Consider the following 21,212-nt stretch of genomic DNA (forward strand, 5'->3'; position numbering starts at 1 on the left):
ATTGACTTTCGTCAATTTCCCCTAAAATCCAATAAAAACCTAGGGTTAGCGCTTACTCAATGAATCAAATAACCCTAAAATTTAGATAAATAGCTCTTTGTGTTTGCTCTTTAAACGGCTTAAGGTTTCGGGCGAAAGATTCAGGTAAGCGGCCAATTCTTTCTTGGGTAAAACCTCAAATAAGTTTTCGTATTTTCGCAAAAACCGTTCAACCCGCCCTGGGGCATCGAGCATGTGCAATGTAATCGTGTGTGCCATGATTTCACTCATGAGACGCATCACCTCAAACTCAAAACTTTCTTTTAGTTTTGGGTGGTTATCCAAAAACTCAGCCCACTTTTTAAGAGGCATCCGCGCAACCCGCGCCTTAGTGACCGAAGCAATACTGTAGGGCGCAGCGCGCTGTAAGCGCCATGCGGCATAACTGGTTTCAATATCTTTCTCAATGGCAAATCGCAGGATCATTTCTTTTGCATCAGCACTTGAAACAATACGTTTTAAGATGCCATCAAGAACAAAATATTGCTCCATTTGATAGTTGCCTTGACGTAACAAGATCTCGGATTTCTTAAGATCCGAGATCTCAAGGGAACTCTCTAATTCAGCCATGCTGCCCGGATCTAAATTACGCAAAACAATATTTTGGCTAAGCTGCAAGCGAATTAGATTTTTTTCTGGATGTCTATCTAGTATGGTCATTGAAATATTCACTCGAACTATTCATTGTAAGCCTTCCAATAAAGGAAATTCGGGTTATTCCTAGTCATAAATAGGGTAATATTGAGTCGTCGTGGTGCCCATTTGTATGACATTTGGGTTAAACGGGAAACACTACTCAAACGTGTGCTGCCCCCGCAACGGTAAGTGAATGCGCCAGTCGTTCGGTGCTATGGTTTGATAAGCCACTGTGTATCAATGCATGGGAAGGCCAAATCTAAAGTTCACCAGCCCGGATACCGGCCAAGACAGGTGGAATTTCGTGAACGGGGACCTTCGCGCGCCAATAGAGGGCCCTCACACGCCCACATTGACGCTCATCCCTATTCCGAGTTCTGTATCGCCCGCTAACGGGGAGGTTGGCAGGCATTACAACTTGGATTTGTCATGCAACCTTGCCGTAATCTTTGGAAGGCCAACAACCGTTGGCGCCTATCCGCTCTCACTCTCGCATTAACCATTTCCTTTAGCAACCAAACTGTCTATGCCCAAAGTGGGAATGTCTTGGTTAGCACAGCCAATAACCCGATGGATCCGGTGATTGTCACTGCTACCCGCACCCCCACTCGCGCCAACGATGTATTGGCTGACTACGTTTTTATCGGCCCCGAAGAAATTGCTGATGCAGGACAAACCAGTCTTGTGGAGCTCTTACAGCGTCAAAGAGGGGTGGAGATTTCAACCATTGGCGGTCCCGGATCCGCAGCAAGCGTGTTCTTGCGAGGATCAAACTCGAATCAAGCTCTTTTATTGGTTGATGGTGTGCGTAGTCAAGCTGCTGGAACGGGTGGGTTTTCGTTACAAGCCATTCCACTTGGAATTATTGATCGAATTGAAATCATTTTTGGTCCACAAAGTAGTCTTTATGGTTCGGATGCCATTGGCGGTGTCATTCAGATATTTACCAAAAAGGGTACGGGGCCGTTTCAAGCGAATGCCTCAACGGGGTATGGCGGTTATGGAACCAGCATTACGGATGCCAGCCTTTATGGCTCGTTCGGAGACACGAGGACAACAAGTTACGCCATTAGCGGATCGCAAGAAATTTCTACTGGGTTTAACTCTGTAGCTACAAATAATAGAAATGCATTAAGTCAAAATCGAACAGGCTATACCAAGAGTGGTGGTGCTGGTCGTATTGCCCAGGAATGGGATCGTGGGCAAGAGTTTGGATTTCAGTTTTTGGCTTCTCGACTCGACAATCAATACCCTGTTTCTAGTTTTTATGGGGGTGGCATTGGGAGTCAAATTAGCAATTTGGGGATCTTTTCCTTATTCTCGAACAATCAAATCAACAAAGACTGGAAAAGCATGCTTCAAGTCTCCCAGTCAAATGATTACTCACAGAATCTCTACAGCACCGGAAATCCTGTTTACAAAACAAAACAGATGATTTATTCCTGGCAAAACGATATCAAGATTGGTAGTGATCTATTACAACTTGTTGCGGAGCGAAAAACTTTAAGCGGTTACTCCAATGATGGCGGTATCGTCAGTCAAGATCAAAATACCAATACCGTGGCAGGTTCTTATCAGCTTAAACATGGATCACACTTAGCAAACCTTGCACTTCGTAATGACAGCATTACTGGGTATGGGCCACAAACGACAGGCAGCGCATCGTATGGTTACTTTTTCTCCAAACAAATTCGAGGCAATATTAATTACGGTACCGGCTTTAAGGCCCCGTCATTTAATGACTTGTATTTTCCTGATTACGGTAATACCAATTTACAAGCAGAAAAAAGTAAAAATACCGAGATTGGTCTCCACTATGAGTCCAGCGGCTTGGATCTTCATTTAATTGGATTTAATAGCACCATTACCAATCTCATTCAGTACACCACGACTGCCCCTCCATGCACGATTGCACAACTTAATGGTCCTAATGGCGGATGTGCTGGCAATGCAGGTGTTGCAAAAATCTCTGGCGTATCCGTTGGCGGTATTGCAAAGTTATCGAGTCTTCGCTTGAAAGCATCCTATGATCAACAAAATCCGATTGATCAAACCACGGGGTTTCTACTGGCTAAGCGCGCTCGTCAATTTGGGAACCTTGGTGCTGAGTACCGTTATCAGAAATTGAATGTGGGCGCCGAGGGAACGTTTCAAGGAGGACGCTATAACTCGGGCAACTCCAGTTATATGGGCGGTTATGCCATCTTCAATTTATATGGCAATTGCGAATTTGCCAAAGACTGGTCGATCTTTGGTCGTTGGAACAATATCTTCAATAAAGATTACCAACTATCTTATGGTTACAACACCCCAGGATCGAACCTTTTTATTGGGGTTCGGTACGCCATGAAATAAAGGTTTTGTGTTAATTTAGGTCTAAAATAGCCCCATTACTCAAGGAGGAATCATGTTTAATCTTTCGACCAAACAGACCGTATGGATTGCTGTGGTTTTTTCCTTGATTTTGTGGGCCACTCGAGGACAACATGTAGCCTCCCTGATGGGCTTGCCTGACGCTACCTGGGCAATTGCTTTTGTAGTTGGTTTCTTATTAAGCCCAGCCCTCTTTTTGCTTGTTTTGACTCAAGCCTTTGTAATCGATTATTTGGCTATGGGCGATTTCATTTTCAACCTTGCCTACGTTGCTTTAATCCCATCGTATTTGGCGCTCTGGATGGCCGGTCGGTGGTTGCGCCAGCACTATGAACAGAACGGGTTCAAGATTGGTCAATTTGCAATTGCCTTGGTTGCTGGGGTTGCGATTTGTGAGCTAATCTCCAGTGGGGCTTTTTATCTACAAAAGAGCGGTGCATCGCTTGTGGGATTCGCTGAGCTATTTGGAACTTATTTCTTTAGTAATTTGTTCTTCACCCTCTGCTACATTGCCGTTGCCTCACTCGGGTTCTATCTGGTTACCGAAACCGCTAAAAAGAAATTAGCCTAGTTCTGATACGATTTTAGATATGTCGCAAGATTCCATTGAGCAAACGCTCCGACGTCTTTCTGAGAAGTTAAAAATGGTGAATGCCTCCGTTGAGGCATTACGACAAGATCGCGTGACCCTCGAGTCAAAAATTGAGGATGCTCAAAAGCGCATCGAGCACATCTTAAAGCGCCTTCCTGAACAGAGTGATTCGCGCCAAATGAACCTGTTGGGTGATAACGCAATGATTGATAAAGACCATGACCCAACAACGCATTGAAGTCAGTCTGGCTGGCCACAAAATCACGCTTGCAACCTCAAGCGATCACGAGCTATTGCTCCGTGAGGCCTGCTCTTTGGTGGATGAACAAATCAAGTTGGCTCTTGCTAGCGGCAATAAGAGTATTGAGCGCGCAGCGATGATGGCTGCCATTAAATTAGCGGGTGACCTGATTCAATCTCAGCAATCCATTGCGCAAGCCTCTGCTACCCCTACGATTGATCCAGAACAACTAAATCTGATTGAGCAAGAAGTGAACGCACTTGAACAACAAGTCGACTCTCTAATCAAAACACTTTCCCTGCCTGGTGCGCCAAGGCCAATAGTTCCTTGAACCGATGCGTAAGCATACGGAACGGGTATTGCAGTATGGGCGCGAGCGTCTTATCGATTTACAGTGTGGGTCCGTCCGACACTCCCTGAATCATTTGATGCACCCGAAGTATTGCTACCGTACCACCTTGAACTTTAGGGTTCAGGATGACGGTCTAGCGACCAAGGCGGGGATCCTTTCATGTTTTTGACTGACATTGCAATCCTCCTAGTTTGCGGAGGATGTGCTGGGTTCTTAGCGGGTCTTTTGGGGATTGGTGGTGGGATGATTTTGGTTCCCTTCATGATCATCGTCTTTAATCACCAGGGCTTTAGCCAGGACATCATTGTTCATATGGCAATCGCCACTGGCATGACCACCATTTTGTTTACCTCGCTCTCGGCTATTCGGGCTCATCATCGCCACGGCTCAATTGACTGGAAACTGGTTGCGGGCTTTACCCCCGGAATTATTGTTGGCAGTTTTTTAGGGGGTAGCGAGTTATTTGAGGCGTTTAATACAGGCTGGCTCTCCCTTTTCTTTGCGGTCTTTATTGTGTACACCTCAATTCAGATGTTCATTAATAAAAAACCGAAGCCCGAGCGCGAACTGCCTGGGAAGCTAGGCTTATTTTCTTATGGCGCCTTCTCTGGAGGCTTGTCGAGCCTATTGGGTGCTGGCGGTGCCTTTGTCACCGTCCCATTCATGATCTGGTGCAACGTAAGCCCCCATGTGGCGATGGCAACGTCCTCGGGACTGGGTTTTCCGATTGCCCTTGCTTCAACCCTGGGTTACGTCTTTGGTAGCTTTGGACGACCCGACTTGCCCGCTGGCTCTTTTGGTTTTATCTATCTACCTGCAGTTGCTTGCATCGTAGCAACGAGTATTTTCACTGCTCCGTTAGGGGCAAAGTTAGCTCGCAAGCTCAATGTCGTTCAGCTCAAACGTGTCTTTGGGGTAATGCTGATGTTCTTGGCGCTCTTTATGTTTAATGAAGCCCATAAAGCGCTGAGTGCTTAATGACTGTACTGCTGACGCAACACGTTCTTTTGCACCTTGCCCATTGCGTTACGCGGTAATCCCTCGACTATTTCAATTCGCTTAGGAACTTTAAAGTTCGCAATCTTTGATTTCAATGCATCGATCATGGACTGGCTATTGAGTTTAGCTCCAGGCTTTGGAACCACAATCGCCATGACTGCCTCACCAAAATCTTTATGCGGAATACCAATCACCGCGCTCTCCTCAACCCCATCCATATCATCAATAAAACTCTCGATCTCTTTTGGGTAAACGTTATAACCACCCGAGATGATTAAATCCTTATTGCGGCCGACGATGCAAAGATAGTGATCGGGAACCTTACCGGCACTGGTCTCACCACCCCAGCGACCCACATCACCGGTTTTAAACCAACCATCGTTCGTGAACTCTTCAGCGGTCTTCTCTGGCATGCGCCAGTAGCCCTTAAATATATTTGGACCTCGCACTTCAATGGCACCAATCTCATTGACGCCGCATGGGGATCCAGATTCATTCACGACGCGAACCTCAACACCTGGGAGAGGCACTCCAACAGATCCGCCGACTCTCGACCCTTGATAGGGATTAGAAACCAACATCACGGTCTCGCTCATACCATAACGCTCAAGAATGGTATGCCCCGATACCTTCTGAAAAGTATTAAAGGTCTCGGTTAACAATGGCGCTGAGCCCGATACAAACAGACGCATGTTTTTGCAAACACTCTGGTTAAAGTTTGGATCAAGCAATAAGCGCACGTAGAATGTGGGTACACCCATCATGATGGTTGAACGCGGCAAATGCTTAATTAATTGCGCTGTATCTAAACGAGGCAACCAAATCATTTTGCTGCCATTTAATAATGCCCCATGAGCCGCAACAAACAAACCGTGAACATGGAAAATGGGCAGTGCATGCAAAAGGATGTCGCCTTTTTTCCAACCCCAAAACTCTTTTAATACCTGAGCATTGCTACCAAGATTGCCATGCGTCAGCATGGCTCCTTTACTGCGCCCGGTGGTACCCGATGTATACAAAATGGCTGCTAGATCATCGTCAGCCTTTTTAACGGTCTTAAACTGATCAGAACATTGTGCAGCACGATCCAAGAGCGATCCGGTGCGGTTCTCATCCAATGTAAATGCATTTAGAGTGCCACTTTTGAATGCAATCTTCGAAATCCAAGAAAAGTTCTTGGAACTGCAAACGACAACAGCTGGCTCTGCATTCTCAAGAAAATATTCAATCTCAGACTCTTGATACGCCGTATTTAGGGGCAAATAAACATACCCAGCTCGCAAAGTAGCTAGGTATAGAAAAAGTGCTTCTGGGGATTTTTCAACTTGGACAGCAACTCGTGAGCCTTGGGGTAAGTTCAGGCTCTTGAGTAAATTTGCCATCATGGCCGTGGCGCGATCTAAATCACGCCACGAGTAATACAGTCCTTCTTGGGTTTCGAGTGCACAGTCCTCGGGATTTTTAGGAAAGCCAGACTCTAGTAATGCGTATAAATTCACTCAAAACCCTTAACTACGAATACAAAATTAATCGAGCTTGGCGCCTGATTTCTTAACAACTTCAGACCAACGCGTTACGTCGGAAGCAACTTGCTTACCAAATGCCTCTCCATATAGGTTGGGATTATCCCCACCGTTTTGAGCCCAAATTGCTTTCAGCTTTGGAGAATTCAGCGCCTTTTGAACTTCAGCAGTCATCTTGTCAACGATTGGTTTTGGTGTGCCAGCAGGAGCAAACATGCCGTACCAAGTCGATACACGATAGTCAGGCAAACCAGCTTCTACAAAGGTTGGTACGTTAGGAATTGCTGGATTGCGTTTATCGGATGCAACAGCAATCGCAAATAACTTACCTGCGTTAATTTGCGAAGCAGATGATCCCAAACCATCAAATTCCAAATCAACCTGACCAGCGAGAAGATCGCTCATGGCTGGACCAGCGCCACGGTAAGGGATGTGAACAATGAAGGTACCAGTCTGAATCTTAAATAACTCGCCTGCAAGGTGATGCACGGTACCACTACCTGCGCTAGCAAAGTTGTATTTACCAGGGTTCTTCTTCATGAGCGCAATGAAGTCTTTGAGGTTACGAGCACTCACACGATTTGGATTAACAACCAATACCTGCGGAACACTTGCTAACAAGGCAATTGGAATGAAACTCTTTTGAATGTCATAGTCCAAGTTCTTGTACATGGAAGGGGCAATCGTATGATGCGAGGCGCCGATGAACCATGTATAACCATCTGGTGCTGCTTTAGCAGCCACCGAAGCACCGACCGTACCGCCAGCACCTCCACGGTTATCAATAATAAATTGCTTGCCCAATTGCTCTGTTAATTGGGCAGCCAAAGGACGGGCAAATGCATCCGTTCCACCGCCCGCTGGGAATGGGTTTAAGAAGGTGACCGTTTTAACTGGCCACTCTTGTGCATTGGCGGTACTTGATAAGCCGACTACAGCTAATAAGCTAAGCACGAGGCCCGCTATTTTTTTCTTTTGATTCAACACCATTATTTGTCTCCTCTTCAATTCTTATAAAGGGTAAAACGATCGCGAACATCATTCTAAAACGAACTTCAAAATCTAGGGCAAAACCCCTAAAAACCAAGAACCGAGTCTTATATAGGACTTATTCAGGCTTAAATATTCATCAACTTACTTACGGAGCGGGAATAAATCATCTCCCCATTCACAAAGCGCTCATGATTTTCTTCAACGCTCGACAGATCATAGAGATAATTCACCATTAACCCAGCAGATTGCCGCAGGCCATTCTTGGACAAATCCCCCGCCCAGTTAATTTGATGTAGTTTGGCGCCGTTTCCCAAGTGAAATTTTGCGACCGGATTCCCATCCCGACTTGGGGTCACGGTTGTTAGATAAATCGCGGTTAATGCCATGAATGCCGCTTTCTCGCGCTCACTGCATTGATCTGGATGCCATGCTTTACCCAGCTTATCCATCCAATTGCTGCCATTTAATTTTAGAAGTTCCAGAGCATCATCGCGCGCCTTACGAACCGCTGGCTTAATTTTGTCGGAGCTTGGCAGATCGCCCAGATGCGCCCCAGCGGTGATCCACTCCATGAGGCCTGGAATCGGCGATAAGGTCACAAAGGTTTTTAATCCTGGGAACTCGGCGTGCAGTTGCTCGGCAACGCGCTTAATTAAGAAGTTGCCCATCGAAACACCCCGTAATCCGGATTCGCAGTTACTGATGGAGTAAAAGGCGGCTACCTTGAATTGGTTGGATTGCTCTACGGGGGTGGATTTCTTATCCACCAGGGGCATGATGGCAACCGGTATCTCAGGAAGTAAAGCAACCTCCACAAAGATCAAAGGCTCATCGGGGAGCTGCGGATGGAAAAAGGCAAAACAACGCCGATCGGGTTGTAAACGCCGGCGCAGATCATCCCAGCCATCAATGGCATGGACGGCCTCATGGGCAATGATCTTCTCCAAAATCTCGGCAGGCGATTTCCAGTCAACACGGTGCATCTTCAAAAAGCCGGGGTTAAACCAAGATGACAGGAGATGCCGCATGTCATAGTCCAAACCCATCAACTCTGGTTTTTTATTCAGCAAAGTCAAAAGGTCGCGACGCATCTCGACTACCGCGGCCGTGCCGCCCGGAGCGCGGTTGAGTCGCCTTAACAGCTCTTGCCGTGGGGATTCTGAAATCTTCTGTAGGCGAATGTAGTTTCTTGCATTTGGATCTGCTGCAAAACTTTGAGCGGCTTTCGTCAATTGCTCTGCATCAATATTGAATTGCTCAGCAAGCATGGCAAAGAACTTTGGTCGTTGCTCGGCATTCAGCTTGCGATAGTTTGAAATCACATCGAGGGCCATGCTGACAGCGTTTGACTCACCCCGCTCGGAGACCAATCGGCGAACTGCGCTGGTCGCTCGGGATAAAAAACGAGTTTGGGCAATTTTTTCTAGCATGCTGACAGCATAACCAGATTTTTTAACAAAGGTTTAAATCAATTGGCCAAAAATGGTTTATTAGCGCGGCTTTCGCTGTAGTAAGTAAATTCCCAAACCGATCATGGGTATCGATAGCCACTGCCCCATAGATAAACCCAAGCCTAATAAGCCCAAGTACGCATCGGGCTCCCTAGCAAACTCCACCAGAAAACGAAGCAGTCCATACCCCAGTAAAAAGAGGCCCGATACCTGCCCTACTCGTCTTGGCTGACTCGCATACAGCCATAAAATCAATGCCAATAAAAGGCCTTCGCCTGCAAACTGATACAACTGCGACGGATGGCGAGTAACTTGATCGACCATCGGAAAGACCATTGCCCAAGGCCAATCGCTAGGCCGCCCCCACAGCTCTCCATTAATGAAATTTCCGAGACGACCAAAAGCAAGTCCCAACGGTACGAGTGGCGCCACAAAATCCGTTATCACGAAATAGGAGATCTGACGACGCTTTGCAAACCACGCTAAGGCAATTAAGACCCCTAATAAACCGCCATGAAAGGACATACCCCCTTCCCATAACTTAAGAATAGCGATTGGATTTTGCAGATAAAAACTTGGCATATAAAAAAGCACATACCCCAAGCGGCCCCCAACAATTACACCCAGTACACCCCAAAATAAAATGTCCTCGACATCTTTAAAAGTCCAACGCATCGCTTGGTAGGGTTCTTGGCGAACTCGCAGTCGCCCAAGTAACAAAAATTGAGCAAAGGCAAACAAATACATTAGTCCGTACCAATGAATCGCCAATGGGCCTAGTTGGAGAGCTACTGGATCGATTTGGGGGTGTATCAACATTAAGTTGCTGCCTTACTTTGATCAAAGTGATGGAGCTCATGCCCCAAGGCGCGGTAACCTTTAAAACGCTCACGCCCCGCTTTTAGTTCATTCTCTTGGGTCGTAACTACTTCAATCCAACGAGGAAACCGCTCAAGCAAGGCATCAAGACCAAGTGGTGCCTCCGTGTGCAAGTAAAGTAAGACATCTTGATGCGCCAACGCCTGATTATCTAACTCGGATAAGTGATGAACCAACAAAATCGGGGTCTCGTGGGCGCCCTCTTGATGCAACCAGGCGTGAGGTAGAAAATCGGTTTTACTGAAGGTCCACAATAAATCATCAAGCCCTTTTAGGTCTTGCTCACCACCTGTAATGACGATAGTACGCGGCAATCCCTGAGGATGAGTACTCGCTAAAATTTTGCGACTTAGGCGACAGCAATAGAGTAGTTTGTCCGAAACATGACTATGGAAATCAATTCTGGCCATTCGCTGAGCACTAAGCGCTTATTGATCGAGTAAGAAATTGAGGAGAAGTGGAACTGGTCTACCCGTTGCCCCTTTAGCGGCTCCACTCTTCCATGCAGTTCCAGCAATATCCAAATGAGCCCACCGGAATTTTTCAGCAAAGCGCGATAGGAAACAAGCGGCGGTCACACTCCCTGCGGGACGCCCCCCAATATTGGCGAGGTCCGCAAAGTTTGACTTCAATTGCTCATGGTAAGCCGCATCAAGAGGCAAACGCCATACCGTATCTAAAGATTGATGACCAGCCTTACTCAAGGCTTTCACTAAGACTTCATCATCTGAGAACAAACCACTATGCACATGGCCTAGGGCAATAATGCAAGCGCCCGTCAAAGTAGCCACATCGATCACAACATTTGGCTTAAAGCGCTCAACATACGTTAGCGCATCACACAAAATCAGGCGGCCCTCAGCATCGGTATTTAAAACCTCGATGGTCTGCCCAGACATGCTCTTCACAATGTCGCCTGGACGCGTTGCGCGACCTGAGGGCATGTTCTCGCAGGTTGGCACCACTCCGATCACATTCTTTTTTAATCCCAACAAAGACACCGCATACATGGTGCCAAATACGGATGCCGCACCACACATGTCGTATTTCATTTCATCCATCGCTTCGCCAGGCTTTAATGAAATGCCGCCGGTATCAAAGGTAATGCCCTTGCCAACCAAAACGATCGGATCTTCATTCGCCTTTCCACCATCATGACGCATGATGATGAACCGTGGGGGCGTGTCTGAGCCTTTAGCAACTGCTAAGAAAGAGCCCATGCCAAGTGCTTCAATTTGTTGTTGATTGAGCACCTGTACCTTTAGCTTGGTTTTCTTGGGAAGGTTTAATGCAGTCTGTGCCAAAAAGCTTGGGGTACAAACATTGGGTGGCAAATTACCCAGATCTTTGGTCAAATTCATTCCCTCTACCAAAGCCGATCCCTCGTGAACAGCTGCCTTCACAAGCGATGCCTGCTTGGCACTGGAAAGCACGGTGAACTGCTGTAGAGCGTCTGGTTTTTCCAAAGGCTTCGTCTTAAACTGTTCCTGTCGAACCCCAAAGCGATAAACCTGATCACCCACAATTTGGGCTAACAAACGAATCCGTTCTACGATTGCAGTTGGACTTTGATTGGATTTTTGCTTTCCAACAAAACTGGATGTGTGCCACAGCACTGACTGAATGGAACCACCACTCACCGCCTTCAGAATCGATCGTGCAATCTTGGCAAAATCACCTAAAGACTCGTTATCACCAAGGCCTACCAATAAAACCCGTTTGAGCTTTACGTTATTCAAGGCCCACGCCCGAGTGGAGCGTAATAAGGTGCATGCTCCTGCTTTACCATCGAGGTCCCCCACTGAGCGGGCCTCTGAAATGGCCCCACCGAGAAGATCATCAAGCGCCTCTAGCTGGGAGAGTTCGTTGGCTCGGTACCCCACCACCAAACAATCGCCACTTAAGCCACAAACCGCAGCGGCGCCCTTAGGGCTTTTAAAATCGATATCGGCAAGAACTTTCGTGCTAAATTGAATCGTCATCGTCTTTCACCATTAAGGGTTTTTTTACATTATCCACCGACCGAATTAAAGTCGCAGAATTAGACCCCGTAACCATGATCTTTGAACAAGCCCTCCGCCGCGAACTCAGCATGACCACAGGTGCTGTGTTTTTGGTCTTGGTCACCATCATGATTACCACGCTCGTGATTCGAATTTTAGGATTTGCAGCGAGTGGTTCAGTAAATCCCGAAGACGCCTTAGTGTTAATTGCTCTAGCCACCCTCGGTTACTTTGCCGTTCTATTAACCGTCTCGCTGTTTATTGCCGTCCTAATTGTTCTAGTTCGTTGGTACAAAGACTCAGAAATGATCGTGTGGTTTGCGAGTGGATTGAGTATTACCAATTTAATTGGCCCAATCCTGCGATTTGCAATTCCGCTCATCCTCATCATTGCCTTATTGGCTGCTTTTGTTTGGCCATGGGCAAATCGCGAGTCGAGTGTGATTAGTCAACGCTTTCAACAACGCGACGATGTATCCATGGTTGCAGCAGGTCAATTCAAAGAATCTGCCAAGGCAGAGCGAGTCTTTTTCATCGAAGATCTTGATGTTGATAAGGGGGAAGTTAAAAATATCTTTGTGGCCGATACGCGCAATCAAAAGTTAAGTGTTGCGGTTGCCGCTACGGGTTACATTGAAAATGCCCCAAACGGTGATAAAAGTGTGGTTCTCTTAAAAGGTCGTCGCTATGAAGGTCAACCAACCCAAGCCAACTTCAGAATTTTAGAGTTTGATGAATACGAGACCAAGATCTTAAGTAAGGAAGTTAGTAAGCCACCGCCACGCGATCGAGAAAAAAATGTGATTGAGCTAATCCAAGAGTCGGATCCCAACATCCGACGCGCTAACTTTGGAGAGTTGCTCTGGCGTATTGGTCTACCTATCATGGCCCTTGGTTTAGTCTTAATTGCGATTCCCTTGGCCTATGTGAATCCCCGTTTAGGAAACTACACGGCCATGTTTTATGCCGTCCTCATTTACCTGATGTACAGCAACCTCTTAAACCTTAGCCAAAATTACGTTTCGCAAGGTCGTGTCGACTTCTTCATTGGTCTATGGCCTATTCACCTGATTGCATTCGGATTGGCGTTTGTTTTGATTCGTAATCGCATTAATCCATCCGTGAAGTGGTGGCAACGTCAACTTCCAAGGGCCTGGCAAAGCAAATGAGTTGGCTCTTTCCCAAAATTTACGAGCGTTACTTTGCCAAGCAAATTTATGCGAGCTTTGGCTTTATTTTGTTTGCCCTTCTGGCACTCTTCTTATTTTTTGACATTCTGAGTGAACTGGGATCGGTCAATTCAAAATACACACTGCCGCTGGCACTTTTGCATGTGCTCTTGAAAGCGCCTAGCCGTATGGTTGAAATTATTCCAATCGCTGGCTTAATTGGCAGTATTTATGTCTTTGCGATGATGGCCAGTCAATCAGAGTTCACCATCTTTCGCGTGGCTGGATTAGATATCAAACAAAGCCTCTACACGCTTGCCAAAATTTCCTTACCAATCGTCGCATTGACCCTTGCGATCAGTGAGGGCTTAGGGCCATATAGTGAGAGGCTCTCGGAGCGGATTCGAATGGAAGCCTTGGGCTCGAGCTTTAGCTCCCAGTTTCGATCGGGTGTTTGGCTCAAAGATCAATTACGCGATCAGGATGGAGCGGGTCCGATTAAAGCTGGGGTTCGGTATGTCAATGTTGGCTCGATTGATCAAGATGATCAAATTCGTCAAATTCGGATGTATGAATTTGATCCCAACTACCGCCTTCTCTCAATTCGTAGCGCTGCGTCCGGTCGCTTTAATAATGCGGGTATTTGGGAACTAAATGATGTTTCAGAAACCCGATTTATTGAGAAACGCAGTGGTGATCCCTTAGATGCGGTCTATACCGCCCAAACTAAAACCATTCCAAAACTGAGCTTGGAATCCCAAGTTACTCCACAGATCCTTAATGTTCTTCTGATCAGCCCCGAGAAGATGTCCATCATCAGTTTGGGCCAATTTATTTTGCACCTTCAAGAAAATAAGCAAGATGCACAACGCCATGCGATCGCCTTTTGGAAAAAAGTGGTTTACCCCTTTATTATTTTTGTGATGCTCGCTCTTGCGCTACCGTTTGCGTTCATGAAAGTGCGGGCTGGAAGCGTTGGTATTAAGGTCTTTGGTGGCATCATGTTGGGCATGAGTTTTCAGCTATTTAATACCCTTTTCTCCAGCGTCGGCTTACTCGGCGCACTTCCTGCCCTGTTTACCGCAATCTTTCCACCATTGATTTATTTACTGTTAGCAATCGCTGCTCTAAAGTGGGTAGCTCGTGCGTAAGGATACTTTCGGATGAACCTTCATCAACTGCGTTTTGTTCGTGAAGTGGTCCGTCAGAACTTTAATCTAACTGCGGCTGCGAAAGCGCTATTTACTTCGCAACCCGGCGTCTCCAAAGCGATCATTGAACTTGAGGATGAGTTGGGTGTTGAAATTTTTCGACGCCATGGCAAGCGAATTCGTTCATTAACCGAACCCGGTAAGCGAATCTTAGTTTCGATTGAACGCCTGTTGGAGGAAGTCGAGACCTTAAAGCGAGTTGGCAATGATTACGCCAATCAAGACCAAGGTAGCTTTGTGATTGCCACGACTCATACCCAGGCCCGTTATGCTTTGCCTAAGGTCTTGAGCGAATTTACAAAGCGGTTTCCAAAAGTGCGCGTAAGCCTGTTGCAGGGTAACCCCAGTCAAATTGCCCAAATGCTGCTTGAAGATCGTGCGGATCTGGCGATTGCTACGGAGGGGCTTGCCAATACCCTTGGAGTCTTGGCTCTTCCCAGTCATCAATGGCAACATGCAGTGGTTGTGCCATCTGGTCACCCCTTACTGAATCATGAATCCATCACCCTGGAGCTCTTAAGCAAGTATCCACTCATTACCTATGCAAAAGCATTCTCTGGGCGCAGCAAAATCGATGCGGCATTTGCGCAACGCAATCTCACCCCGGACATCATTTTGGAAGCAATTGATGCGGATGTGATCAAAACCTATGTCGAGAATGGGATGGGCGTTGGGATTGTGGCAGGGGTTGCATTAGATCCCGAACGCGATCGGCAACTGAAATCAATTTCAGTCGGACATATTTTTGGTACCAATGTCACGCATATCGGCATCAAACAAGGCGCTTACCTGCGCTCATTTATCTTCACTTTTATTGAGCTTTTTTCACCCACCCTCACACGCAAAATTGTGGAACAAGCCATGTCAAGCGAGTCGAGTGATTATCAAATTTGATGGTGCCTCGGGTCGGACTCGAACCGACACGCCTTGCGGCACCGGATTTTGAGTCCGGCACGTCTACCAATTCCATCACCGAGGCAAGTTCGTTAACGTTGGACGGTTAACAATCATGATTGAAGCGATGATTTTAACCAATCTCATCGCCTTGTACCCAAAATGCCTAAATTAACTAATTAAGGGATGAGGATCGTTGTACCCGTCGTCTTGCGCCCCTCAAGATCGCGATGCGCCTGCACAGCATCTGCCAGAGGATATGTTTGCTTAATCTCAATCTTGATTTGACCCTGAGTCACTCGCTCAAATAAATCCTTAGCCATTGGCTCCAGTAATGCGCGGTTATGTACATAGGTCATTAAGGTAGGACGAGTTAACTTTAGCGACCCCTTACTTGACAGGACCGCTAAATCGATCGGCGGAACTGATCCAGAGGCATTACCAAAGCTCACTGCCATGCCACGGGGCGCGATACAGTCCAAGGTCTTCATGAAGGTATCTTTGCCGACCGCATCGTAGGCAACCGCGACCCCTTTGCCATTAGTAATCTCTTTTACGCGCGTGACAAAATCTTCAGTACGGTATTCAATCACATGATCGCAGCCGTAGGATTTGGCGAGTGCCGCCTTCTCAGGGCTGCCTACCGTACCAATTACTGTGGCACCAATTGCCTTTAACCATTGCAAGGCAATTAAGCCAACGCCGCCAGCAATCGCATGAAAGAGGACCGTATCACCGCGCTGTACCTTATAGGTATCATTTAGGAGATATTGCACTGTAAGTCCTTGCAACATCATGCCGGCTCCGGTCTCAAACGAGATCGCATCGGGTAACTTCACAATCGCCTCTGCGGGCATGATGCGGGCCTGTGCATACGCTCCTGTTGGTCTACCTGCATAGGCAACGCGATCGCCCGCTTTAAGGTGCGTCACGCCTGGCCCGACTTTCTCAATCATGCCCGACGCTTCCATGCCAATACCGCCTGGCAATGGCTGAGGGTAGTAACCCGATCGAAAGTAAATATCAATGTAGTTCAAGCCACATGCTTTTTGCGCAATTAAAACCTCTCCGGGTCCTGGTTCACCTAATGAAACATCGACGTATTTCATGACCTCGGGCGGTCCAACTTCATCGATCCGAATCGCTTTTGTGTTCATGACTGACATATAGATTCTCCTGAATGTTCTTGTTCCAAATTCATCGAAATCGATGCTTGGGGTGTGTTTTTTTAAGCCAAGCCCGTATTTTGCCTAAAATTATGGTTCTAAGCCGAAATTCATTTATTCATCAGAGAAGGATTGCCACCATGGCGGGTCATTCAAAATGGGCCAATATTCAACACCGCAAGGGCCGCCAGGACGAAAAGCGTGGCAAAGTTTGGACCAAACTCATCAAAGAGATTACTGTTGCAGCCCGCTTAGGTGGAGGTGATCTGAGCGCCAATCCGCGTCTGCGCCTGGCAATCGACAAGGCCAAAGATGCCAATATGCCCAACGATAATGTGCAACGTGCTATTGCTCGTGGAACGGGTGCAGCCGATGGCGTCGATTACGAAGAGATTCGGTATGAAGGCTATGGCATTAATGGTGCTGCCGTGATTGTGGATTCGATGACCGATAATCGCACTCGCACGGTTGCCGAGGTCCGCCATGCCTTTTCAAAGCATGGTGGCAATATGGGCACAGAGGGCTCCGTAGCTTTCTTATTTAAACACTGCGGCCAACTTCTTTTTGCCCCAGGTACGAATGAAGAGCAATTACTCGAGTTAGCCCTTGAGGCTGGTGCGGATGACGTGATTACGCATGACGATGGATCGCTGGAGGTGATGACCGACCCCTTTGAGTTCAGCAATATTCGAAATGCCTTGGAAGTGGCAGGTTTAAAACCCGAGTTAGCCGAAGTCACAATGCGCCCATCGACAGAGGTTGAACTCAGTGAAGAGCAAGCCGAGTCGATGCAAAAATTATTAGATGCGCTTGAGAATTTAGATGATGTCCAGGCGGTCTATACCAACGCCAACCTTTAAGCCCGAACAAGAAAGTTCCTTATGAAAATTTTATTAATTGGCTCAGGCGGTCGCGAACATGCTCTGGCTTGGAAATTAGCGCGCTCACCGAAAGTGCAAAAAGTATTCGTGGCTCCTGGTAATGGTGGCACGACTAATCAAAAAAATGCTGGTATTGAAAATTTACCAATCACTGATTTGGAAGAGCTTGCTGCATTTGCTAAACGTGAGCAAATTGGCCTGACCGTGGTTGGGCCTGAAGCCCCCTTGGCTGCCGGAATTGTTGATGTCTTTCGCAATCAGGGCTTGCGGATTTTTGGTCCGACGCAATTGGCAGCACAACTGGAGTCTTCCAAAGATTTCTCAAAAGCATTCATGAAGCGTCATGGTATTCCAACAGCAGATTACCAAACCTTTACTAATGCAGAAGCTGCGCATGACTACATTGATCAAAAAGGTGCGCCCATTGTGATTAAAGCAGATGGTCTTGCTGCAGGTAAAGGGGTAGTTGTAGCAATGAGTCTACCCGAAGCGCACATGGCGGTTGACATGATGCTCTCAGATAACAAATTGGGGCATGCTGGCGCACGGGTTGTGATTGAAGAATTTATTACAGGTGAGGAGGCAAGCTTTATTGTTTTGGTCGATGGCAAAAATGTCTTACCGCTTGCCAGTAGCCAAGACCATAAGCGTTTACTCGATGGCGACCAAGGCCCCAATACAGGCGGTATGGGTGCCTACTCGCCAGCCCCAGTGGTGACTCCCGAGGTGCATGCACGTGCTATGCGTGAAGTGATCATGCCAACCGTAGAGGGTATGCGCGCCGATGGGATTCCGTATACCGGCTTTCTCTATGCTGGCCTGATGATTCAGCCTAATGGTCAGATTAAAACCTTGGAGTTCAATTGCCGCATGGGCGATCCTGAAACCCAGCCGATTATGGCGCGCCTTGAGAGCGATTTAGTGCCTGCGTTGGATAAAGCCATTGACGGCAAACTTGATGAAGTCGAACTAACTTGGGATCGGCGTATTGCTCTTGGGGTGGTATTAGCAGCTGCTAACTACCCAGAAAATCCCAAAACAGGTGCTGCAATTACTGGAATACCTGTTGAAACGACTGATCAGATCATCTTTCATGCGGGTACCAAAATACAGGATGGTGAGCTTCGCACATCCGGTGGCCGAGTATTGTGCGTTGTTGGTCTAGCGGACACCGTAAAAGGTGCGCAACAAAAAGCGTATTCTGCCATTGAACAAATTCATTTTGATGGAATGCAGTACCGCAGCGATATTGGCTTTCGAGCCCTCAAGTAAATAGGTAAGAACAAGTTAAGGATATTGAATGGCAGCAACGATTGATACTCAGGCCGTCAAGGCTTATTTACTCGATTTACAAGACCGAATTACCAGCGCAACTGGCGCAGTCGATGGCAAATCATTTGCTACGGATAGCTGGGAAAAACCCAAAGACAGTAAATTGCAGGGCTCGGGGCGAACCTGCATTCTGGAAAATGGCAATGTCCTTGAAAAAGGTGGTGTCGGGTTCTCGCACGTAAGCGGAAATCAATTACCGCCAGCGGCCACCCAAAATCGTCCTGAGATTGCTGGGCGCACTTTTGAGGCAATGGGCGTTTCCTTAGTGTTTCATCCCCGCAATCCCAAGGCACCCACAACCCATATGAATGTGCGTTGCTTTATTGCCCAAGCTCCCAATCAAGATCCAGTTTGGTGGTTTGGCGGTGGCTTTGATCTAACCCCTTACTATGGGGTTGATGAAGACTGTCAGCATTTTCATCAAACCGCTAAAGACGCTCTCGATCCATTCGGTGCCGATTTGTATCCACGCTTTAAGAAATGGTGCGATGAGTATTTTTATCTTAAGCATCGCGATGAACCGCGTGGCATTGGAGGCATTTTCTTTGATGATTTCAATGAGTTGGGATTTGAAAGAAGTTTTGCCATGATGCGTTCAGTCGGAGACGCATTCATCGAGGCGTATTTACCGATTCTCAAGCGCCGCTACCAAGAACCCTATACTCAAGCAGAACGCGATTTTCAGGAATACCGTCGCGGTCGTTATGTTGAATACAACCTAATCTTTGATCGTGGAACCATCTTTGGTCTGCAATCGGGCGGGCGCTCTGAATCCATCCTCATGTCCATGCCGCCCGTTGTCACCTGGAAATACAATTGGCAGCCCCAACCAGGGACTCCTGAGGCACGCCTCTATGATCGCTATCTGAAGCCACGCGATTGGCTAACTGAGGCTTAAGGCGAATCATTCTTGAATAAAACCATCGGCATCCTGGGGGGCACATTTGACCCGCCGCATTGGGGCCATATTCATCTTGCAGCGCATTTTGCTAAACGCCTAAAGCTCGACGAACTCATGTGGTTACCTAGCGGTGAGCCATGGCAAAAGGGTGCGCACATCACTCCAGCAGTTGATCGCTATGCCATGACGCTCGCAGCAGCTGAGGTTCTAGAATTCGAGCTTCAACAACTAGGCTTAGGTACTCGAGTTACTGTAAACACCATGGAAATCGATCGAGCTGGACCCAGTTATACGATCGATAGCGCCAAAGCCCTGCGACAGAACTATGGCGATCAAACTTCACTCATTTGGCTTATGGGTGCTGATAGTTTTTTACAGCTCTACACCTGGAATGACTGGCGAGACTTAATGCATTACATCCACTTAGCGGTCGCGAGTCGGCCACCCTATCGGATTAAGGTCCAACTACGTGACCATCCGCCGTTACTAACTCACTATGAGGCTCATCAAAGTACCAATGCATTGCAATTGGGCAAGCAATCTTGCGGTCTTATTTATTTGGATGAGGAGCTATCGATTGATTTAGCATCGAGTAGCCTTCGACCATTACTTGCCCAGCATCCCAATGCCGATGCCATTCAACAATGGCTGCCAGAATCGGTCTGGGACATTATTCTAGAAAAAGGCCTCTACCAATCCAAGGTAAGATGAGTTCTTAAACCCATATGGATATCAAAAAACTACAGCGCACCATCATTGACGCCCTCGAAGATGTCAAAGCACAAGACATTCGTGTCTACGACAGCAGTAAGCTCAGCGAACTTTTTGATCGAGTCATTATTGCAACGGGTAACAGTAATCGGCAAACTCGCTCACTCGCTCTATCGGTAAAGGAAAAGGTTCTTGAAAAAGGCGGCGAAGTAATCTCGATCGAGGGCTTGGAGACGGGTGAATGGGTTCTAGTGGATTGCGGTGATATTGTGGTTCATATCTTGCAACCCATGCTCAGAGCCTACTACCAACTGGAAGGGCTTTGGGGAGATAAACCGGTTCGGGTCAAATTATCTGGCACTAAGAAGCTAGTCAAAGCCAGTGAAGACGCTGGCGACGAATAAACATGCGTCTTTGGATTATTGCGGTTGGTCACAAAATGCCAGACTGGGTGTCTAAAGCATGCCAGGAATACCAAAAACGCATGCCCAGCGACTGCACCATTGAAATTAAGGAGCTAAAGCCTGATATCAGCCCTGCCAAAGAAGCGAGCAAGATCGTCGCGGCGATTCCGAAGGGTGCAGTAGTGATTGCCTTGGATGAGCATGGCATCGATCTACGAACCCAAGCGATTGCCGATCACCTCACGAATTGGCGCACGAACGGTCAAGATGTTGCTTTCTTGATTGGGGGCGCAAATGGGCTTGACCCAAGCCTTAAAGCGAATGGAAACCATATCTGGAAACTATCAAGCCTGACACTGCCCCACGCCTTTGCTCGCCTTGTGCTGATCGAACAACTCTATCGTGCCTGGACGATCCTCCAAGGTCACCCCTATCATCGCGAGTAAATTGGTAATCATTTTG

General features: G+C 47.3%; 20 protein-coding genes, 1 tRNA gene, 1 other RNA gene, 2 pseudogenes and 1 riboswitch. Of the genes and pseudogenes, 15 read left to right on the forward strand and 9 right to left on the reverse strand.

From position 1 onward, the window contains the following. Positions 1-81 precede the first annotated feature (81 nt). The gene (locus ICV32_RS07955) at positions 82-699 is read right to left on the reverse strand and encodes a Crp/Fnr family transcriptional regulator (protein WP_215369844.1); all 618 of its coding nucleotides are present in this window, start codon (positions 697-699) and stop codon (positions 82-84) included. Between the two features lie 75 nt (positions 700-774). Continuing rightward, a riboswitch (cobalamin riboswitch) is annotated at positions 775-980 on the forward strand. 124 nt (positions 981-1,104) lie between these two features. Between ICV32_RS07955 and ICV32_RS07960 the strand changes: the two genes are divergently transcribed. From ICV32_RS07960 to ICV32_RS07985, 6 genes and pseudogenes are all read left to right on the forward strand, one after another. After that, positions 1,105-3,030, forward strand: coding sequence for a TonB-dependent receptor domain-containing protein (locus ICV32_RS07960; protein WP_215369846.1), 1,926 nt, complete (start codon positions 1,105-1,107; stop codon positions 3,028-3,030). A gap of 52 nt (positions 3,031-3,082) precedes the next feature. Next, positions 3,083-3,619: a hypothetical protein gene (locus ICV32_RS07965; protein ID WP_215369848.1), complete on the forward strand. Its 537-nt coding sequence runs from the start codon at positions 3,083-3,085 to the stop codon at positions 3,617-3,619. Positions 3,620-3,638: 19 nt separating this feature from the next. Beyond that, positions 3,639-3,878, forward strand: coding sequence for a hypothetical protein (locus ICV32_RS07970; RefSeq protein WP_215369850.1), 240 nt, complete (start codon positions 3,639-3,641; stop codon positions 3,876-3,878). Further along, positions 3,859-4,089 (forward strand): annotated as a pseudogene (locus tag ICV32_RS10080) (cell division protein ZapA); the annotation flags it as partial. The gene ICV32_RS07970 and the pseudogene ICV32_RS10080, both read left to right, overlap by 20 nt. Positions 4,090-4,173: 84 nt before the next feature. Further along, positions 4,174-4,389: non-coding RNA, 6S RNA (gene ssrS, locus ICV32_RS07980), on the forward strand. A gap of 3 nt (positions 4,390-4,392) precedes the next feature. Next, on the forward strand, positions 4,393-5,211 hold the full coding sequence (locus ICV32_RS07985; protein ID WP_215369852.1) for a sulfite exporter TauE/SafE family protein: 819 nt from the start codon (positions 4,393-4,395) through the stop codon (positions 5,209-5,211). Here ICV32_RS07985 and ICV32_RS07990 read toward each other — a convergent pair. The 6 genes from ICV32_RS07990 to ICV32_RS08015 form a co-directional block, all read right to left on the reverse strand. Then, positions 5,208-6,731, reverse strand: a complete 1,524-nt coding sequence (locus ICV32_RS07990) for a malonyl-CoA synthase (protein ID WP_215369854.1) — start codon at positions 6,729-6,731, stop codon at positions 5,208-5,210. The two genes, ICV32_RS07985 and ICV32_RS07990, sit on opposite strands and share 4 nt — an antisense overlap. A 27-nt stretch (positions 6,732-6,758) precedes the next feature. After that, a complete protein-coding gene (locus ICV32_RS07995) occupies positions 6,759-7,745 on the reverse strand; it encodes a tripartite tricarboxylate transporter substrate binding protein (RefSeq protein ID WP_215369856.1) in 987 nt (328 codons plus the stop codon). Between the two features lie 128 nt (positions 7,746-7,873). Beyond that, positions 7,874-9,178 (reverse strand): malonyl-CoA decarboxylase, encoded by a 1,305-nt coding sequence (locus tag ICV32_RS08000; RefSeq protein ID WP_215369858.1) that lies wholly within the window; start codon positions 9,176-9,178, stop codon positions 7,874-7,876. Between the two features lie 60 nt (positions 9,179-9,238). Then, positions 9,239-10,018, reverse strand: coding sequence for a prolipoprotein diacylglyceryl transferase (gene lgt, locus ICV32_RS08005; RefSeq protein ID WP_215369860.1), 780 nt, complete (start codon positions 10,016-10,018; stop codon positions 9,239-9,241). Beyond that, positions 10,018-10,488 carry a DNA polymerase III subunit chi gene (locus tag ICV32_RS08010; protein ID WP_215369861.1) on the reverse strand — a complete coding sequence of 157 codons (471 nt, stop codon included), beginning with the start codon at positions 10,486-10,488 and terminating at the stop codon, positions 10,018-10,020. The genes lgt and ICV32_RS08010 overlap by 1 nt, the downstream gene beginning before the upstream one ends. An 18-nt stretch (positions 10,489-10,506) precedes the next feature. Then, positions 10,507-12,054 carry a leucyl aminopeptidase gene (locus ICV32_RS08015; protein WP_371817076.1) on the reverse strand — a complete coding sequence of 516 codons (1,548 nt, stop codon included), beginning with the start codon at positions 12,052-12,054 and terminating at the stop codon, positions 10,507-10,509. An 80-nt stretch (positions 12,055-12,134) separates the two neighbouring features. On the opposite strand from ICV32_RS08015, the gene lptF reads away from it, so the two are divergent. From lptF to ICV32_RS08030, 3 genes are read left to right on the forward strand one after another with little or no spacing between them, the layout of a single operon-like run. Next, the gene (gene lptF, locus ICV32_RS08020; protein ID WP_215369864.1) at positions 12,135-13,250 is read left to right on the forward strand and encodes an LPS export ABC transporter permease LptF; all 1,116 of its coding nucleotides are present in this window, start codon (positions 12,135-12,137) and stop codon (positions 13,248-13,250) included. Next, complete coding sequence (gene lptG, locus ICV32_RS08025) at positions 13,247-14,401, forward strand: LPS export ABC transporter permease LptG (protein ID WP_215369866.1); 1,155 nt, start codon at positions 13,247-13,249, stop codon at positions 14,399-14,401. The genes lptF and lptG overlap by 4 nt, the downstream gene beginning before the upstream one ends. Positions 14,402-14,413: 12 nt before the next feature. Further along, positions 14,414-15,355 (forward strand): CysB family HTH-type transcriptional regulator, encoded by a 942-nt coding sequence (locus ICV32_RS08030; RefSeq protein ID WP_215369868.1) that lies wholly within the window; start codon positions 14,414-14,416, stop codon positions 15,353-15,355. Here ICV32_RS08030 and ICV32_RS08035 read toward each other — a convergent pair. Further along, a tRNA-Leu gene (locus ICV32_RS08035) sits at positions 15,356-15,440 on the reverse strand. 94 nt (positions 15,441-15,534) lie between these two features. Continuing rightward, positions 15,535-16,512 carry a quinone oxidoreductase gene (locus ICV32_RS08040; RefSeq protein WP_371817077.1) on the reverse strand — a complete coding sequence of 326 codons (978 nt, stop codon included), beginning with the start codon at positions 16,510-16,512 and terminating at the stop codon, positions 15,535-15,537. A 149-nt stretch (positions 16,513-16,661) separates the two neighbouring features. On the opposite strand from ICV32_RS08040, the gene ICV32_RS08045 reads away from it, so the two are divergent. The 6 genes and pseudogenes from ICV32_RS08045 (at position 16,662) to rlmH (ending at position 21,196) form a co-directional block, all read left to right on the forward strand. Next, positions 16,662-17,381: a YebC/PmpR family DNA-binding transcriptional regulator gene (locus ICV32_RS08045; protein ID WP_215369871.1), complete on the forward strand. Its 720-nt coding sequence runs from the start codon at positions 16,662-16,664 to the stop codon at positions 17,379-17,381. Positions 17,382-17,402: 21 nt separating this feature from the next. Further along, positions 17,403-18,674 carry a phosphoribosylamine--glycine ligase gene (gene purD, locus ICV32_RS08050; RefSeq protein WP_215369873.1) on the forward strand — a complete coding sequence of 424 codons (1,272 nt, stop codon included), beginning with the start codon at positions 17,403-17,405 and terminating at the stop codon, positions 18,672-18,674. A 28-nt stretch (positions 18,675-18,702) separates the two neighbouring features. Continuing rightward, a complete protein-coding gene (gene hemF / locus ICV32_RS08055; RefSeq protein ID WP_215369875.1) occupies positions 18,703-19,632 on the forward strand; it encodes an oxygen-dependent coproporphyrinogen oxidase in 930 nt (309 codons plus the stop codon). Between the two features lie 12 nt (positions 19,633-19,644). Beyond that, positions 19,645-20,346 carry a nicotinate-nucleotide adenylyltransferase gene (locus ICV32_RS08060; protein ID WP_215369877.1) on the forward strand — a complete coding sequence of 234 codons (702 nt, stop codon included), beginning with the start codon at positions 19,645-19,647 and terminating at the stop codon, positions 20,344-20,346. Between the two features lie 14 nt (positions 20,347-20,360). Then, a pseudogene (gene rsfS, locus ICV32_RS08065) lies at positions 20,361-20,747 on the forward strand (ribosome silencing factor); the annotation flags it as partial. A gap of 5 nt (positions 20,748-20,752) precedes the next feature. Then, positions 20,753-21,196, forward strand: coding sequence for a 23S rRNA (pseudouridine(1915)-N(3))-methyltransferase RlmH (gene rlmH, locus ICV32_RS08070; RefSeq protein ID WP_215369881.1), 444 nt, complete (start codon positions 20,753-20,755; stop codon positions 21,194-21,196). The last annotated feature ends 16 nt before the right edge of the window (positions 21,197-21,212 follow it).

It is taken from the genome of Polynucleobacter sp. MWH-UH24A (assembly GCF_018687475.1).
GTDB lineage: Bacteria > Pseudomonadota > Gammaproteobacteria > Burkholderiales > Burkholderiaceae > Polynucleobacter.